The organism is Curtobacterium sp. MCSS17_015 (genome assembly GCF_003234265.2).
Lineage (GTDB): Bacteria > Actinomycetota > Actinomycetes > Actinomycetales > Microbacteriaceae > Curtobacterium.
Genome location: NZ_CP126256.1, coordinates 2,294,822 through 2,310,940, shown reverse-complemented (window position 1 = coordinate 2,310,940; position 16,119 = coordinate 2,294,822). Strand labels below are relative to the sequence as shown.

The window sequence follows — 16,119 nt, the reverse complement described above, 5'->3', positions numbered from 1 at the left end:
CGGGTACGCAAGCGCTCCGGGGTCGGTGCAAGTCCGAACCGGTGGTGACAGTCCACGAGCGCCGCGCCGGGTCCGCCCGGTGCGGGGTTGACCCGGTGGGATTCCGGGACCGACGGTGAAAGTCCGGACGGGAGGAAGCGCTGACGGAAGGTGACGGTCGTTCCCTGACCACCGCCTCCCGTCTGCCGACGACCGTCGCGCGCACCCGGAGTCCCGTTGAGAGGACACCAGTGTTCACCGGCATCATCGAGGAACTCGGCACCGTCACCGCCGTCGACGAACGAGGCGACTCCGTCGCGCTCACCGTCCGTGGCCCGCTCGTCGTCTCGGACGCGCAACACGGCGACTCCATCTCGGTCTCGGGCGTGTGCCTGACCGTCGTCGAGCAGACCCCCGAGACCTTCACCGCCTTCGTCATGAAGCAGACCCTCGACATGAGCGCGCACGGGTCCCTGCGTTCCGGGGACCGGGTGAACCTGGAGCGGGCGGCCTCGGTGGGGGACCGCCTGGGTGGACACATCGTGCAGGGGCACATCGACGGCACCGCGACCGTGCTCGAGACCGACGACGGCGACGGATGGCGTCGGGTGCGCTTCACGCTGTCACCGGAACTCAGTCCGCTGGTCGTCGACAAGGGCTCCGTCGCGATCGACGGGGTCTCCCTGACCGTGAGCGCCGTGTCGCCGGAGTCCACCGCTCGGGACGCCGCCTGGTTCGAGGTCAGCCTCATCCCGGAGACGCTCGCCGCGACGACCCTCGGCGCGCGTGTCCCCGGTGACCGGGTCAACGTCGAGACCGACGTCCTCGCCCGCCACGTCCGCCGCATGCTGCGACTCGACGCTGCTGCCGGCGCCCCGGGCGCACCCGTCGGGGTGGAGGCCCGGTGATGGCCGCCGACACCGACCCCGTGACGCGTACGGTCACGAGCGACCCCGGCCTGTCCTCGGTCGAGCAGGCGATCGCCGCGATCGCCGCCGGCCGGCCGGTCATCGTCGCCGATGACGAGCACCGCGAGAACGAGGGCGACGTCGTCCTCTCGGCCGAACTCGCGACGCCGGAGTGGATCGCCTGGACGGTCGCGCACTCGTCCGGGTTCATCTGCGCGCCGGTCAGCGCCGAGATCGCCGACGCCCTGGACCTGCCGCCGATGGTGCAGCACAACGAGGACGTCCGCGGGACCGCCTACACGGTGACCGTCGACGCCGCAGTCGGCGTCACCACCGGCATCAGCGCACACGACCGGGCGCGCACGCTCCGGGTGCTCGCCGACCCGACGTCGGCCCGCGACGACCTGCACCGGCCGGGGCACGTCGTCCCCCTGCGGGCCCGGCCGGGCGGGGTGCGTGAGCGGGCCGGTCACACCGAAGCCGCGATCGACCTCGTCACCGCCGCCGGACTCCGGCCCGCGGCGGCGATCTGCGAGATCGTCGACGAGCAGGGCGGCATGATGCGCCTGCCGGAGCTCGTCGGACTCGGGGCGCGCGAGGGCGTGCCCGTCATCACCATCGCCGCGCTGGCCTCCTGGCTGGACGCGGCCGACCGGGCGGCGGACGACGCCGCCCGTACCGAAGGGACACACGTATGAGCGGAGCAGGAGCGGCGGAGCGGGAGCTCGTCGACGGCAGCGGCATCCGGGTCGCGGTGATCGCCGGTCAGTGGCACGACGTCATCGCGACGGGGCTGCTCGACGGCGCCCAGCGCGAGATCGAGCGGCTCGGCGCCACCGGGCAGGTCATCCCCGTGCCGGGCAGCTTCGAGCTGCCGGTGGTCGCGAAGGCCGCCCTCGAGTCCGGCTTCGACGCTGCGGTCGCCCTCGGCGTCATCATCCGCGGTGGCACCCCGCACTTCGAGTACGTCTCGGACGCGGCGACGAGTGGCCTCACCCGAGTGGCGATCGACACCGGCAAGCCGGTCGGCTTCGGCGTGCTCACCCTCGACGACGAGCAGCAGGGCATCGACCGCGCCGGGCTGCCGGGGTCGAAGGAGGACAAGGGCGCCGAGGCCGCGCACGCCGCGATCGCCACCGCCGTGACCCTGCGCGGGTTGCGCGCGTCGGCGTAGCTCGTGCGGCGCCGCCCGTGACGCAGAACGGCCCCGCACCGGAAGGTGCGGGGCCGTTCTGCTGAGGCGTGTGACTACCGCTTGCCGAACACGTGGATCGGCAGGAAGAAGGAGAGGCTCATCAGGAGCACACCGGCGACGAAGACGAAGCCCTGACCGGAATCGACCTGGAACGCGAACCCGAACAGGTACATCGACACCAGCAGCAGCAGGATCGAGAAAACAGCGGCGAGGACGCGGCCCACGGTGGTACCTCCGGGAATCAGCGGGTGGATCGCAACCAGTCTATCCCCAGGACCGGGTGCACGGTTCACGGAGCGGGTTTCGTCGCGATCAGGCGGTCGACGACCTCGAGCAGGGCCCCCATGTCGACCGTGCCGCGGTCGGGTCGGACGTCGCTCGCGGCACCGAGCGAGGCCGCGTGGTAGAGCCCGTCGCCGAGGAGCTTGACGGCCTGTGCGGTGGGGACGTCCCCGAGCGCGTCGACCAGGGTGGCGAGCCAGGCGTTCTCGGTCTCGTCGAGGGTCCGTCCGGCCTCCTCGTACCCGGCCTGCTGCAGACGGGAGGCTGCCAGCAGCGCGAGGTCGAGCTCGCTGCCGACGAACTGGCAGTTCTCGACGAAGTAGCGAGCGGGCCCGTCCTCGGCGGCGCGCATCCGCTCGACGTCGAGTGCGGAGAGGTCGGCGAGCCGCTCGCAGAGCCCCTCGACCAGGGCGGCCTTCGACCCGAAGTGGTACAGCAGTCCGCCCTTGGAGACGCCGGCACGCGCGGCGACGGCGTCGAGCGTCGCGGGACGTTCGCCCTCCTCGCACACGATGGCGACGAAGCTGTCGAGGACGCGGTCGCGAGCACTGGCCATGCGCTGAGTCTAGGGACACCCGACGGTCCGCGGCGCCCGGGCACGGACACCGACCGTGGCCGTGCGGGCCCGGGGCGACTAGCCTCACCGAGACCGTCGAGGTCCACGACGAACAGGAGCCGCATGTCAGCGCAGACCGCGACCGAACCGAGCACGACACCGCCCGTGAACCCCCGCTGGGCCGTCCTCGGTCCCGGCAGCATCGCCCGACGCTTCCTGTCCCAGCTCTCCGCGAGCGGCGGGGTGCTCGTCGCCGCCGGGAGTTCCTCGGTCGAGCGTGCCCGGGCCTTCGCGGCCGAGGCCGGAGCACACGGCTTCCCGGACGTGACCGCCGGCACCTACGACGAGGTCCTCGCCGACCCCCGTGTCGACGCCGTGTACATCGCGACCGTGCACACCGGGCACGCCGACCTCGTCCTCGCGGCGCTTCGGGCCGGCAAGGCCGTGCTGTGCGAGAAGCCGCTCACGCCCGACCACCGCACGACGACGGTGCTCGTCGACGCGGCCCGCCGTGCCGGGCTGCCGCTCGTCGAGGCGTTCATGTACCGCTTCCACCCGCAGACGGCGGCGCTGCTCGACCTCGTGCGGGACGGCGTGGTCGGTACGGTCACACACGTCGACGCCGCGTTCGCGTTCCGGGTCGAGGAGCGCTCCGGACGCCTGTTCGACGTCGCCACCGCCGGCGGCGGCATCCTGGACGTCGGGTGCTACCCGGTGACGATGACGGCCGCGATCGTGCAGGCCGCCACCGGGACGGCGGCCGCCGAGCCGGTGGAGCTCTCCGCCGTGGGGACGATCGGCCCGACCGGGGTCGACGAATGGACCGTCGCGAGTGCGACGTACGCGTCGGGCATCACCGCGAGCCTCCGCACCGGCATCCGCGTCGAGGACGCGAACGTCGTCGTCGTGCACGGGAGCCGGGGCACCATCACGCTCCGAGACCCGTGGACCATCGGCGGGGAGCCGGTGATCGTCGTGCAGACCGTCGACGACGCCGTCGCGGAGCAGCCTTTCCCGGACGTGGCACCCTACGGGCTCGAAGCCGCGGCCACGATCGACGCCCTGCATGCCGGCCGTGTCGACGCACCGCAGATGACGACCGACGAGACCCTGGCCACCGCGCGCACGCTCGACCGCTGGCGCGCGGCGATCGGGCTGCGCTACCCGTTCGAGGCGGAGGCGGCCGACGACGTGCCCGAAGTGGGGGAGGCCTGACGGTCCGCTGACACGGCGGGCGCGACCGCCCGCCGGACGGGAGGCGCCGCACCGCCCGGCGGAGCGCCTCCCGGCCGCTCCGGTGCATTTGCGACCGTAACCGTCCGGACGGTACACTAACGGGACCCCGACGGGACGCGTGACGACTTCCGCGTCCCGTCTCGTCTGCGTCCGGCCCGTCAGGGCCGCAGGCGCGACACGCTCGAAGTCCTGGAGTCCGCCATGTCCGCACTGCTCACCAGCCCCGTCGCCACCCGGATCACCACGAGCCGCGGCTCACGGTTCGCAGCGCTCGCGGTGCTCATGCTGCCGGTGTTGCTCATCTCGGTCGACAACACCGTCCTGAGCTTCGCGCTGCCCTCGATCGCTCGTGCCCTGCACCCCGACGCGACCACCCAGCTCTGGATCGTCGACGCCTACCCGCTGGTCCTCGCCGGCCTGCTCGTCGTCATGGGCAGCATCGGTGACCGGATCGGCCGGCGTCGGATCCTCGTCATCGGTGCGACCGGCTTCGCCGTGCTCTCCGCCGCCGCCGCGTTCGCCACCGAGGCCTGGATGCTCGTCGCCGCCCGCCTCGCCATGGGCGTCTTCGGCGCCATGCTCATGCCCGCGACCCTGTCCATCATCCGGAACGTGTTCCCGGACGCCGGGGAGCGACGTCTGGCCCTCGCCGTGTGGTCGACGATGTTCGCCGCCGGGAACGCCCTCGGTCCGCTCGTCGGCGGCGTGCTGCTCGCACACTTCCACTGGGGCAGCGTGTTCCTCGTCGCCGTGCCGATCCTCGTCGTGATGCTCGTCGCCGTGCCGTTCTGTGTGCCGGAGTCCCGCGACCCCGAGCCCGGCCCCGTCGACGTGGCGAGCATGCTGCTCTCGCTCGGCGCCCTCGGCCCGCTCGTCTGGGCCATCAAGTCGCTCGTCCACCCGGAGGAGCGCGGCTTCGCGATCGCCATGGTCGCCGTCGGGGTGCTCTGCGGCATCGCGTTCGTCCGTCGTCAGCTCCGCACCCGCACCCCGATGCTCGACATGCGGCTGTTCCGCAGCACCGCCTTCACCGGCAGCGTGCTCATGAACATGGCGGCGATGTTCTCGCTCACCGGCTTCCTGTTCTTCATCGCGCAGCACCTGCAGCTCGTCGCGGGCCTCGACCCGTTCGCGAGCGGGCTCGTCCTGGTCCCCGGTGCGGTGCTCACGATCGTCGCCGGGCTCGTCGTCGTCCCGGTCGTCGCGCGGGTCGCTCCGCGCTGGGTCGTGTCGGTGTCGCTGCTGTTCTCCGCGGTGGCCTACGCCCTCGTCGCGGGGCTCGGGCACCACGCCACCATCGCGGCGCTGGCGTTCGCCTTCGTGCTGCTCGGCATCGGCATCGGCGCGTCGGAGACCGTCACGAACGACCTCATCATCTCGACCGCTCCGGCCGACAAGGCCGGGGCGGCATCGGCGATCTCGGAGACGGCGTACGAGATCGGCGCCGTGCTCGGGACCGCCGTCCTCGGGACGATCCTCGCCTCGGCCTACCGGGCGAACGTCGTGGTCCCCGAGGGGTTGTCGTCCACGGCGCACACCGCGGCGGAGGAGACCCTCGGCGGCGCGGTCACCGCGGCGGCCGAGCTCGGCGGGCCCGCGGGTCAGGCGCTCCTCGAGTCCGCGCGTGCCGCGTTCGACTCAGGGGTCACCACCACGGCGGGCGTCGCCGCGGCGCTGATGCTCGTGGCGGCCGCGGGTGCGGTCGTGATGCTGCGCCGTCGCTGATCGCGGGACTGCGCGGCACGCCCGGGATGGGCCGAACCTGTGAATCATGGACCGCCACCATGCCGCAGGTCCTACGTTGGGAGGTGGCCGCGACGACCGTGGCCGTCACACGAACGAGGAACGACCACGACTGACATGCCCGACGCCGCCTCCGCCGATCTCCCGCAGGCCGACGTCCCCCAGGCCGACATGGCCGCCGCGTACAAGGCCGCCTTCCGCGGGCACCCCGCCGGGGTCGCCGTCATCACCGCGGGAGGCCCCGACGGACCCACCGGGCTCACCGCGTCGAGCGTCGCCTCGGTCGCGGTCGACCCGCCCGTCCTGGTCTTCTCGCTCTCCACGAACTCCGGGTCCGCCGGCGTCGTGCTCGGCGCTCCGGTCTTCGTCGTCCACCTCATGGACGCCCGTGGGGTCGCCCTGGCCAAGCGTTTCGCGTCCACGGGCAGTCCCGCCGCCGACGACCCGATCTGGGGATCGCTGCCGTCCGGCGACCGGTACCTGCCCGATGCCGCCAGTGCCCTGCGCTGCCGTCCGCTCTCGACGACCCCGATCGGCAGTTCCACCGTGGTCGTCGCCGAGGTGCTCGACATCGTCGTCGGCCTCGACCGCGGGGAGCCGCTGGTCTACCACAACCGGGAATTCCACTCCCTGACCGATCGTTCCCGGCTCTCGTGAGCCGCGGGACCCCGCACCGCACATCACCGATCGAAAGGACCGCACATGGCTGAGTACACCCTGCCCGAGCTGCCGTACGACTACGCCGCACTCGAGCCGCACATCAGCGGCAAGATCATGCAGCTGCACCACGACAAGCACCACCAGACCTACGTGACCGGCGCGAACACCGCGCTCGAGCAGCTCGCGGAGGCGCGCGAGTCGGGCAACCTGGCGAACGTCAACAAGCTCGAGAAGGACCTCGCGTTCCACCTCGGCGGCCACGTGAACCACTCGATCTTCTGGACCAACCTCGGCCCGGAGACCAAGGTCCCCGAGGGCGAGCTCGCCGCCGCCATCGACGAGTTCTTCGGCTCCTTCGAGAAGTTCCAGGCGCAGTTCGCCGCCGTCGCCAACGGCATCCAGGGCTCCGGCTGGTCCGTGCTGGCCTGGGACACCGTGGGCCAGAAGCTCACTACGTTCCAGCTCTTCGACCAGCAGGGCAACATCCCGTTCGGTCTCGTCCCGATCTTCATGCTCGACATGTGGGAGCACGCCTTCTACCTCGACTACCTCAACGTCAAGGCGGACTACGTCAAGGCCGTCTGGAACATCGTCGACTGGGAGAACGTCGCGGCCCGTCTCGCGAACGCCCGGTCGCAGCGCTTCGTCACGCTCTGAGCCCCGTCGCATCGTGAGTGTCACGCTCGCGTGACCGACGGCGGGCGCTGAAGCGCCCGGTGGACGGACGGGAGGCCCGGTACCAGCTGGTACCGGGCCTCCCGTCCGTCCTCGGTGGGTTCCGCCCGGGGGAGCGTCAGTCGAGGGACCTGCCGACCGGGACCGGACCGACCCGGACAGCGCTGTCGTCGCACGCCCTGCCGTGCGGAGTACCGGCGTCCTGGGCGTCGGCGAGCGCGGTGCTCCTGTGCGGCGTGCGGGCACGGATGCCGGCGATCTCGGCGGCGAGTCGTCGGGCGACACCGCGGAGGACGACCTCGGTGTGGGCGACGTCACCGTCGAGGACGGCGCCCCACTGCGCACCGCGGCACGCGAGCACCGCGGCACGCGACGCCCGGACCGCTGTGCAGTCGTCGGCCCCGTGCGCGCGACACCAGGCGGCCAGTGTCTCGATCAGCGAGCGGTGCAGGCGCAGGTGTCGGTCGTGCCCGGTCAGGGACTCGACCGAGCCGAGCTCGAAGGTCAGGCGGGCGGCGAGGAACCGGTCCGGGTCGTCGAGGCCGCCGAACACCGCGCTCAGGTACCCGGCCAGCGCGTGCTGATCGCCGTCCGGGTCGAGTCGGACGCGGTGCACGGGGTGGCTCAGGTGCTCGACGACGGCGTCGACGAGGCCGTCACGGGAGCCGAAGTGGTAGACGATCGGGTACGCGCTCGTCCCCAGGACGCGGCCGAGGCTCCGGACCGAGACGTCCTCGAGACGGGTGTCACGCAGGTGTTCGGTGACCTTGCACACGATGGCGGGCTTCAACGTCGGGTCCGGTTTGCGTGGCATGGTCTCTTCCGAACGGGGGTCAGGGCTGACGGCCGCCACGAGACGGCGGACATGTCGCATGTTACCGGACGGGCGGCGGCAGCGCCCGACGGAGCGCGGAGCCGGTCGCTCGTCGTGGTCCGCCGTCGGTGTGCGGACCGTCGACCCGTCGACCTGCCGGTACGGCGAGGTCAGGCGATCTGCTCCTGGCCCGTCACTGCCGTTCGGCGTGCACCACGAGGGTCTGCACGAGGCCGGCCGCCATCGGAGCGAGGCGGATCTCCACCCGGAGCCGTCCCCGTCCGCCCGGCAGCCACCAGCGCAGGTGGGTGGGTGTGGCGGACCGTTCGGCGACGGGCGGTGCGGCGAGGTCGGCGTCGACCTCCGCCACCGCGTCCGCGATCGCCGTCCGTCGACGGTCCCACGGGACGTCCATGGGCACGTTCTCGGCACAGATCACCGTTGCGACGTCGTCAAACCAGTCGGCGAGCAGCCGGGTCACGGCGTGCTGCGCGACGCGCGTGGCCGGCAGGACCGCTTCGGTCCCCGGCTCGCGCCCGACGTCCGTCTGCGGACGGGACCGGGCATCCGCCGTGGTGTCGGGCTCGACCGGGGCCGAGGAGCCGCTGACGGACTCGGCCAGGACGAGGTCGAGGGCGCGGGAGGCGGCGGCGGAGACCCTCGCCTGCGTGGCGTTCTCGAACGCCACCACCCCGAGACCGGTCGACACCGACCAGCGCATGTGGGCGGAGAACCCGGGGTAGCCGCCGGAGTGCGACACGATCGACCCGACACCGGGGTCGTGCTCGACGAACAGGCCCGAGCCGTAGCCGGTGGCACGCGTGGAGCCGGGCAGGGCCTCGGCCGGGACCGCCCGCATCGCCTGCTGCATGGCGCGACGTCCCGCCCTGCCCAGGGGCCCGGCGACGGCGGTCGCCGGGTCCGTGAACGGTGCCGCGGTGCCGGTGAAGGCCGAGGCGAGCCACCCGCCCCACCGCGCCAGGTCCCGCACGGTGGAGAACAGGCCGCCGATCGGGGAGAACGCCCCCGGTCCGGTCGTGTCGAGTGCCTCCCAGGCGTCCTCGACCCGGCGGTGCCCGGTGACGACGTGCCCGCGGGCATCGGCGGCGCTGAAGACGGTGTCGTCGAGGCCGAGCGGCCGCAGCACACGATCGGTCGCGACCGCGGTGAACGGTGCCCCGGAGACGACCGACACCACCCGTCCGAGCAGGGCGTACCCGAGGTTCGAGTACGCGAAGCGCGTTCCCGGAACGGAGTCGAAGAGCAACCCGGCACGCAGGACGTCGTCGAGGTCGTCGTCCGTGATCGACTCCTGTCGGTCCGCCCACGGGTCGTCCGTCGGGAGCCCGGCGGACATCGTCAGGAGCATCCGGAGGGTCGGGACGGGGGAGTCGGCGGTGGGCAGCCGGACCGCGTCGAACGCCGGGACGAAGTCCGTGACCGGTGCGTCGAGCGAGACCAGGCCGTCGTCCACCAGGCCGAGCAGGGTCGCGGCGGTGACGCTCTTCGTGCACGAGGCGATGCGGTACACGGTGTCCGCGTCGGGCACGGCGCCGTCACCGCGGTCCCCGTGCCCGCCCCAGGCGACGAGTCCGTCCCGGTCGAACACGCCCCACACGCTGCTCGGCGCGATGCCGTCCGCCACGCGCTGCCGGTGCAGGGCGTCCACCGCGTCCAGCACGCCCGGACCCGGGCGCATCATGCGCGCCGCATCTCGGCGTAGGCGTCCAGTGCGCGCTGCCGACTGGACCTGAGGTCGAGCATCGGCTCGGGGCGGTCCTCGTCAGCGGGGACCCAGCGACGCACGTACTCGCGGTGCGGATCGAAGCGCTCGAATTGGCGATCCGGGTTGAAGACCCGGAAGTACGGTGCCGCGTCGAAGCCGGACCCGGCGACCCACTGCCAGTTCGCCGCGTTGTTGGCCGGATCGGCGTCGACCAGGGTGTCCCAGAACCACTGCTCACCGACCCGCCAGTCCACGAGCATGTTCTTCACGAGGAAGCTCGCCGTCGCCAGGCGCACCCGGTTGTGCATCGCGCCGGTGTGCCAGAGCTCGCGCATGCCGGCGTCGACGAGGTCGAACCCGGTCGTGCCGTACCGCCACCGGTCGAGCTCGTCGTCGGTGGGCTCCCGCCACGGGAAGGCGTCGAACTCGCGGCGGACGTTGGTCCGTGCGATGTCGTCGCAGTGGAAGTACTCGTTCCAGTTGAACTCCCGCCACGCGAGCTGCCGGAGGAACGCCGGGGCGGCACGCCGTCGGTCGGGCTCGAGTGTCTCGTGCAGGCGGTGCCAGACCTGGTACGGGCTGATCTCACCCCAGCGCAGGTGTGGGGAGAGGCTGCTCGTCGCAGCCTGCGCCGGTTCGTCGCGCTGGTCGTAGTCGGCCAGGGCCTCGTCGATGAACCGCTCGAGCCGGTCCCAGGCCCCGTGTTCGCCGGGGGTCCAGGCGTCTCGCATGCCGCCCGCCCAGTCCGGGGTGGTCGGCAGCAGCGCCCAGTCACCGAGCACGTCCGAGGCCACGTCGGCCGGCGCGGCGACGGACTCCGGCTCGGGCCACGGGTGCCGGGGTTCCGGCATGGCCTGCGCGGCCCGCCAGAACGGCGTGAAGACCTTGAACGGCTCGCCCTTGCCGGTCAGGACGGTCCACGGTTCCCAGAGCAGCGTCCCCGCGGAGCTGTGCGCCTCGATGCCGCTGGCGACGAGGCCGGACTTGATGCCGGCGTCGATCTCCCGCTCCACCCGGCCGTACCGCCGGTTCCAGAACACGGCGTCCGCACCGGACTCGGCGACGAGGTCCGTGACGACGTCCGCCGCGGCACCCCGGCGCAGCACGAGCCGTGACCCGTGGGCACGAAGGTCGGCGTCGAGCGCGGCGAGGGAGTGGTGGAGCCACCACCGTGCTGCGGCACCGTGGGGACGGATGCCGTCGCTCTGCTCGTCGAGCACGTACACCACGGTGACGGGGCCGGGCCGGTCGACCGCGGACCGGAGCGCCGGGTTGTCGGCGATCCGGAGGTCGTCACGCAACCAGACGATCGAGCCGCTCACGCCGAGGCCCGATCCGGTGCCGCGGCGACCGTCCGACGCGTCGGGGACGTGCCGGCAGCCGCGACCCGGAGCTTCGTGCAGAGCTCGGTGAGGGTGCGCAGCTCGGCGTCGTCGAGCCCGGCGCCGACCTGCGCGGCGATCGTCGACGCGTGCTGCACGGCGACGGCGCGGTAGACGTCGTACCCGTGGGCGGTCAGGGCGACGATCACCCCGCGGGCGTCGGTCGGGTCGGGCTGCTTCTCCACGATGCCCTTGGTCGCGAGACGGTCGACCAGTCGACTGACGCTCGGCTGGGTCAGGAGGAGGTGACCCGTCAGGTCACGCATCCGGCAGCGGCGCCCCGGCTGTGTCGAGAGGTTGAAGCAGACGTCGTACTCGTTGAAGGAGATCTCGGCCGAGGGGAACTCGGTGTTGAGGTTCCGCATCACGGTGACCTGCGCGCGGAACAACGACTCCCACGCCGCGACCGCTGTCGCCTTCTCGCTGCGGTGATCGCTCACGGGTACGTCCCTCCGTCTGGTGGACCCCCACCCTACCGAGGGGTACCGACGCAGAACGCGGGCCGGCCGCCCGAGTGGACGACCGGCCCGCTCCCTTGCACCGGGAGATTCCTGCAATCACATTCCACAGCCGGTGCCACAGCAAACACCGACTGCACGACCGACTGTATAACGAAGCGGTAACGCCAGGGAAGGCGGCCACGCCGTCGGTTCCTGCGAGTTGTCCGATCGCCGGACGAGAGCCGGTTCAGAAGAGGTCGGGCGACGGCGTGGAGGCGTAGCGCACCGACACGTCGGCGTGCCGGTCGAACCGGTACCCGACACCCCGCACCGTCCGGACGATCTCCTCGAAGGCGCCGAGCTTCGCCCGGAGGCGACGGACGTGCACGTCGATGGTGCGCTCGTTCGGGGTCTCGTCCTCACCGTCGGACCACAGTCCCTCGATGATGGCCGAGCGGTCAACCGTGCGACCCTCGCGGAGGACGAGGAACTGCAGGAGCTCGAACTCCTTGAACGTCAGGGGCGCGGTCTCGCCGTCGAGGACGACACGCTTGCGGGAGATGTCGATGACGACGCCGGTCTCCTCCGGCTCGGGCTTCTCCGTCTGCTTGCGCGCGGCCACCGCCGACCGGTCCTGCAGCGCGAGGCGGACCACGTCGACGTCCCGCCCGCCGGACCCCTCGGCCGCGACGGCGACGGCCGCGTAGGTCTCCGCCGACGGCACGAGCTGTGCCGTGAGCGCCTTCAGCTGCTCGACGACGGCGGCCAGGGTGGTGCCGGCCGCAGCCGCGGCGGCCTCGTCGAGCCCGACGTAGAGCGCGAAGCCACGCGCCTCGGTCCCCTCGGGCAGTGCCCGGTTCCGCTGCGGGGCGACGACCGGGCTGGTGGGGACGGCGGAACGGTCGGGGACCGGACGGACCGGCTGTGCCGCCGGTGCGCGACGGCTGCGGATCGGCGTGACGCTGCCGAGGTCGGTCGGAGCGGCGGCCGCCAGACGGGCGGGGGTGGTGCGGGGCTGGGCGATGGTGAGCGACATGGTGCGGTCTCCGGGTGGTGCGGCCGAGCGGAGTGGTGGGACGTCGGCCGGTGTCGAATGCGTCGGCCCGGATCGGCGGTACGCCGAGTGGCCCTGCGGTCCGTGGGGGACCGGGGCTCGTCCGGGGGAGCGGGATCAGACCTCGAGACGGTGGTGCGCGTCGTCGACGGGGTCGTCACCGGGGATCACGCGCGGGCGACGGGGGTGGTGTCGCGGGGGATCCGGCTGGAACGGGTACCGATCAGGCACACATTCGACAACGCATGACCGCCGTGGTCGGCATCATGATGCCGGCAGTCCCCTTGGCCTCGTGGAGGGCTCGGGTGGACACGGTTGCAGTCATGGCACGAGTATCGGCGGTATACCAACGTGGTGTCAACCGTCCGCGCGGACGGTGACGGATCCGGAAGGTGGTGCGGTCGCTAGTCGGCCAGGCCGTAGAGGCGGTCGCCGGCGTCGCCGAGACCGGGGACGATGTACCCGTTCTCGTCCAGGCGTTCGTCGAGCGCGCCGAGGACGATCGTCACGTCACGGTCGCCGACCGCCGCCTCGAGCGCGGCGAGGCCCTCAGGAGCGCCGAGGATGCACACGCACGTGACGTCCACGGCGCCGCGGTCGAACAGGAACTCGATCGCCGCGGCGAGCGTGCCGCCCGTCGCCAGCATCGGGTCGAGCACGAAGCACTGCCGGTTCGACAGGTCGTCGGGCAGGCGCTCGGCGTACGTCTGCGGCTCGAAGGTCTCCTCGTCGCGGGCCATGCCGAGGAACCCGACCTCGGCCGTGGGGACGAGCTTGACCATGCCCTCGAGCATGCCGAGCCCGGCGCGGAGGATCGGCACGACGAGCGGACGGGGCTTCGCGATCGCGACCCCCATCGTCTGCGCGACGGGCGTGCTGATCGGCGTCGCCGTCACCCGGACGTTGCGCGTGGCCTCGTACGCGAGGAGCGTGACGAGTTCCTCGGTCAGGGCACGGAACGTGGGGGAGGGAGTGGTCCGGTCGCGGAGCACCGAGAGCTTGTGGGTGATGAGCGGGTGGTCGGCGACGTGGACTCGCATAGGGTCGAGCGTACCGTGCCGCACCCCGACCGGCGGTCGCGGCCATCGTCGGCGTCGGGGCGGAGGACGCGTGGAGCACCCAGCCGGACGGCCGTTCGTCCCCGCCATGGAGCAGGCGCTGACCGAGGCCCGGGCGTGCCTGGCCACCGGCGACGTCCCGGTGGGCGCCGTCGTGCTCGACGCCGCCGGGGAGGTCGTCGCCGTGGGACGCAACGAACGCGAGGCCCGGCAGGACCCGACCGCACATGCCGAGGTCCTCGCGCTGCGGGCCGCGGCGGCGGTCACCGGGGACTGGCACTTGGCCGAGCACACCCTCGTCGTCACGCTCGAGCCGTGCCCGATGTGTGCCGGAGCGTTGCTCGCCGCGCGCGTCCCCCGGATCGTGTTCGGCGCCTGGGACCCCAAGGCCGGCGCGAGCGGCAGCGTCTACGACATCGCTCGCGACCGCCGGCTGCCGCACCGTGCGGAAGTCGTCGCCGGGGTCCTGGAACAGGACTGTGCGGCGCTGCTCGACACGTTCTTCGCCGAGCGCCGCTGAACCGACCGACCGACCGACCGTCAGTCGGCGGCGCGCAGGACGATCGCCTCGGTCGACGGGTGCGGGCCGTCGTGCCGCACATCGGGCTCGATGTAGATGACGCGCGCGATGGGCACCGCGGCGCGCACCCGCTGTTCCACGGTGTCGATGCCGGCGGCGACGTCGCCGAGGCGGCGGTCGCCGTCGACGGCGACCTTGACGCCGACCATGAGCTCGTCCGGCCCGAGGTAGAGGGTCTTGAGGTGGATGACCGAGTCGACCTCGGGTCCGTCGAGCACCGCCTGCTTGATCCGGGCGACGTCACGGGAGCTCGCACCCTCGCCGACGAGGAGGCTCTTCGTCTCGACCCCCAGCACGAGCGCGACGGCGATGAGGAGCACGGCGATGAGCACCGTGCCGATCGCGTCGAACACGCCGTTGCCGGTGAGCACCGTGAGGCCGACACCGAAGAACGCGAAGACCAGGCCGATCAGGGCAGCCGTGTCCTCGAGCATGACGACGGGGAGCTCCGGTGCCTTGGCCCGGCGGACGAACTGCACCCAGGACTGCCCGCCCTTGTGCGGCCGTGCCTCCTTCAGCGCCGTGCGCAGGGAGAAGCCCTCGAGACCGATCGCGATGACGAGCACCGCCATCGGCAGCCACCAGTTCTCGAGCGGGTGCGGGTGCGCGAACTTCTCGATGCCCTCGTAGAGCGAGAACACGCCACCCACCGAGAACAGCACGATCGACACGACGAACGCGTGCACGTAGCGCTCCCGGCCGTGGCCGAACGGGTGCTCCTCGTCTGCGGCCTTCTTCGCCTTCCGGCCACCGAGCAGCAGGAGCAGCTGGTTCGCGGAGTCCGCGAGGGAGTGCACCCCTTCGGCGAGCATCGACGCAGATCCGCTGATCGCCGCGGCGATGAACTTCACGATCGCGATCCCGACGTTCGCACCGAGTGCGGCGAAGATCGCCTTCGTCCCTCCGGAAGCGCTCATGTAGCTGTCCGACCCCTTCTCGTACCGACCTGGACCACGATCCTAGGCTCCCGCTGGTCGGTAGGTTGGAGGCCATGACCATCGACCTGCCCCGCGTCGCCATGCTCGGCGTCGGTTCCATGTCCGGCGCGGTCCTGCAGGGGCTCCTCGCCGCAGGGGTGGCACCCGAGACCGTCGCCGTCACCACCCGGTCCGAGTCCTCGGCGGCGTCGCACCGCGCCTCCGGGCTCCTCGCCGTCGCGTCCGAGACCGACCCCGACGCCAACCGGGCAGCCGTCCGCGGTGCCGGTGTCGTCGTGCTCGGGGTGAAGCCCTTCGGCATCGTCGACCTGCTCGACGAGGTCGCGAGCGACCTCGAGCCGGGCGCGGTCGTCGTCAGCGTCGCGGTCGGGGTGACCACCGCCACGATGGAGGCGCACGTCCCATCCGGCGTCCGCGTCGTCCGGGCGCTGCCCAACACGCCCGTCGGCGTCGGCCTCGGGGTCACGGGTGTCAGTGCGGGGGAGTCGGCGGACGCCGAGGCCGTCGCGCTCGCCAGCTCCGTCTTCGCCGTGTCCGGCGACGTCCTCGACGTCCCCGAGTCCCAGCTCGACGCCCTGTCCGCCGTGTCCGGCTCCGGCCCTGCCTACGTGTTCCTGCTGGTCGAGGAGTGGCAGCGGGCCGCCGAGCAGCTCGGGTTCACCGCCGAGCAGGCCCGCACCATGGTGCAGGGCACGGTCCGCGGTGCGGTCGAGCTCCTCGCGCGCTCGGGCCGTGAGCCCGCCGACCTCCGCCGTGCGGTGACCAGCCCGAAGGGCACGACCGAGCGTGCGGTGGCGGTGCTGCAGGAGGCCGACCTCGCCGACACGCTCGGACGGGCCGCACGTGCCGCCATCAGCCGCGCCGAGGAGCTGTCCCGGCTCTGACGCCGGTCG

General features: G+C 72.4%; 17 protein-coding genes, 1 pseudogene and 1 riboswitch. Of the genes and pseudogenes, 9 read left to right on the top strand and 9 right to left on the bottom strand.

Annotation, left to right across the window (positions count from 1 at the left end; all coding sequences use genetic code 11):
- Positions 1–9: 9 nt before the first annotated feature.
- Positions 10–143: riboswitch (FMN riboswitch) on the top strand.
- Between the two features lie 87 nt (positions 144–230).
- From DEJ18_RS10895 to ribH, 3 genes and pseudogenes are all read left to right on the top strand, one after another.
- Positions 231–887: a riboflavin synthase gene (locus DEJ18_RS10895; protein WP_111211061.1), complete on the top strand. Its 657-nt coding sequence runs from the start codon at positions 231–233 to the stop codon at positions 885–887.
- Positions 887–1,540 (top strand): annotated as a pseudogene (gene ribB, locus DEJ18_RS10890) (3,4-dihydroxy-2-butanone-4-phosphate synthase); the annotation flags it as partial. The gene DEJ18_RS10895 and the pseudogene ribB, both read left to right, overlap by 1 nt.
- Positions 1,541–1,581: 41 nt before the next feature.
- A complete protein-coding gene (gene ribH, locus DEJ18_RS10885; RefSeq protein ID WP_111211059.1) occupies positions 1,582–2,061 on the top strand; it encodes a 6,7-dimethyl-8-ribityllumazine synthase in 480 nt (159 codons plus the stop codon).
- Between the two features lie 74 nt (positions 2,062–2,135).
- On the opposite strand, the gene DEJ18_RS10880 is transcribed toward ribH, so the two are convergent.
- Positions 2,136–2,306 carry a hypothetical protein gene (locus DEJ18_RS10880; RefSeq protein ID WP_181431071.1) on the bottom strand — a complete coding sequence of 57 codons (171 nt, stop codon included), beginning with the start codon at positions 2,304–2,306 and terminating at the stop codon, positions 2,136–2,138.
- Between the two features lie 65 nt (positions 2,307–2,371).
- A complete protein-coding gene (locus DEJ18_RS10875) occupies positions 2,372–2,920 on the bottom strand; it encodes a TetR/AcrR family transcriptional regulator (RefSeq protein WP_111080663.1) in 549 nt (182 codons plus the stop codon).
- Positions 2,921–3,043: 123 nt separating this feature from the next.
- On the opposite strand from DEJ18_RS10875, the gene DEJ18_RS10870 reads away from it, so the two are divergent.
- From DEJ18_RS10870 to DEJ18_RS10855, 4 genes are all read left to right on the top strand, one after another.
- Positions 3,044–4,135 (top strand): Gfo/Idh/MocA family protein, encoded by a 1,092-nt coding sequence (locus DEJ18_RS10870; RefSeq protein ID WP_111211058.1) that lies wholly within the window; start codon positions 3,044–3,046, stop codon positions 4,133–4,135.
- A 222-nt stretch (positions 4,136–4,357) separates the two neighbouring features.
- Positions 4,358–5,881 carry an MFS transporter gene (locus DEJ18_RS10865; RefSeq protein WP_111211057.1) on the top strand — a complete coding sequence of 508 codons (1,524 nt, stop codon included), beginning with the start codon at positions 4,358–4,360 and terminating at the stop codon, positions 5,879–5,881.
- A gap of 135 nt (positions 5,882–6,016) precedes the next feature.
- Positions 6,017–6,556 carry a flavin reductase family protein gene (locus DEJ18_RS10860; protein ID WP_258376972.1) on the top strand — a complete coding sequence of 180 codons (540 nt, stop codon included), beginning with the start codon at positions 6,017–6,019 and terminating at the stop codon, positions 6,554–6,556.
- 45 nt (positions 6,557–6,601) lie between these two features.
- On the top strand, positions 6,602–7,216 hold the full coding sequence (locus tag DEJ18_RS10855) for a superoxide dismutase (protein WP_111080660.1): 615 nt from the start codon (positions 6,602–6,604) through the stop codon (positions 7,214–7,216).
- 136 nt (positions 7,217–7,352) lie between these two features.
- Here the strand turns inward: DEJ18_RS10855 and DEJ18_RS10850 are convergent, their stop codons facing one another.
- The 6 genes from DEJ18_RS10850 to upp all read right to left on the bottom strand — a co-directional run bounded on the left by DEJ18_RS10850 (position 7,353) and on the right by upp (position 13,690).
- Positions 7,353–8,048 carry a TetR/AcrR family transcriptional regulator gene (locus DEJ18_RS10850; protein ID WP_146241605.1) on the bottom strand — a complete coding sequence of 232 codons (696 nt, stop codon included), beginning with the start codon at positions 8,046–8,048 and terminating at the stop codon, positions 7,353–7,355.
- A 193-nt stretch (positions 8,049–8,241) separates the two neighbouring features.
- Entirely contained in the window at positions 8,242–9,750 is a 1,509-nt protein-coding gene (locus DEJ18_RS10845) for a serine hydrolase domain-containing protein (RefSeq protein WP_111211055.1), read from the bottom strand.
- Positions 9,747–11,096: a cryptochrome/photolyase family protein gene (locus DEJ18_RS10840; RefSeq protein ID WP_111211054.1), complete on the bottom strand. Its 1,350-nt coding sequence runs from the start codon at positions 11,094–11,096 to the stop codon at positions 9,747–9,749. The genes DEJ18_RS10845 and DEJ18_RS10840 overlap by 4 nt, the downstream gene beginning before the upstream one ends.
- A complete protein-coding gene (locus DEJ18_RS10835; protein ID WP_258376971.1) occupies positions 11,093–11,596 on the bottom strand; it encodes a MarR family winged helix-turn-helix transcriptional regulator in 504 nt (167 codons plus the stop codon). Before DEJ18_RS10835 ends, DEJ18_RS10840 begins: the two co-directional genes overlap by 4 nt.
- Before the next feature lie 247 nt (positions 11,597–11,843).
- Positions 11,844–12,632: a winged helix-turn-helix domain-containing protein gene (locus DEJ18_RS10830; protein ID WP_284177478.1), complete on the bottom strand. Its 789-nt coding sequence runs from the start codon at positions 12,630–12,632 to the stop codon at positions 11,844–11,846.
- Between the two features lie 422 nt (positions 12,633–13,054).
- Entirely contained in the window at positions 13,055–13,690 is a 636-nt protein-coding gene (gene upp, locus DEJ18_RS10825) for a uracil phosphoribosyltransferase (protein ID WP_111080654.1), read from the bottom strand.
- Between the two features lie 106 nt (positions 13,691–13,796).
- On the opposite strand from upp, the gene DEJ18_RS10820 reads away from it, so the two are divergent.
- Positions 13,797–14,228 carry a nucleoside deaminase gene (locus tag DEJ18_RS10820; RefSeq protein ID WP_111211620.1) on the top strand — a complete coding sequence of 144 codons (432 nt, stop codon included), beginning with the start codon at positions 13,797–13,799 and terminating at the stop codon, positions 14,226–14,228.
- 20 nt (positions 14,229–14,248) lie between these two features.
- Here DEJ18_RS10820 and DEJ18_RS10815 read toward each other — a convergent pair whose 3' ends face one another.
- Positions 14,249–15,205 (bottom strand): cation diffusion facilitator family transporter, encoded by a 957-nt coding sequence (locus DEJ18_RS10815; protein WP_111211615.1) that lies wholly within the window; start codon positions 15,203–15,205, stop codon positions 14,249–14,251.
- Positions 15,206–15,279: 74 nt separating this feature from the next.
- Between DEJ18_RS10815 and proC the strand changes: the two genes are divergently transcribed.
- Positions 15,280–16,110: a pyrroline-5-carboxylate reductase gene (proC, locus tag DEJ18_RS10810; RefSeq protein WP_111211614.1), complete on the top strand. Its 831-nt coding sequence runs from the start codon at positions 15,280–15,282 to the stop codon at positions 16,108–16,110.
- Positions 16,111–16,119 lie beyond the last annotated feature (9 nt).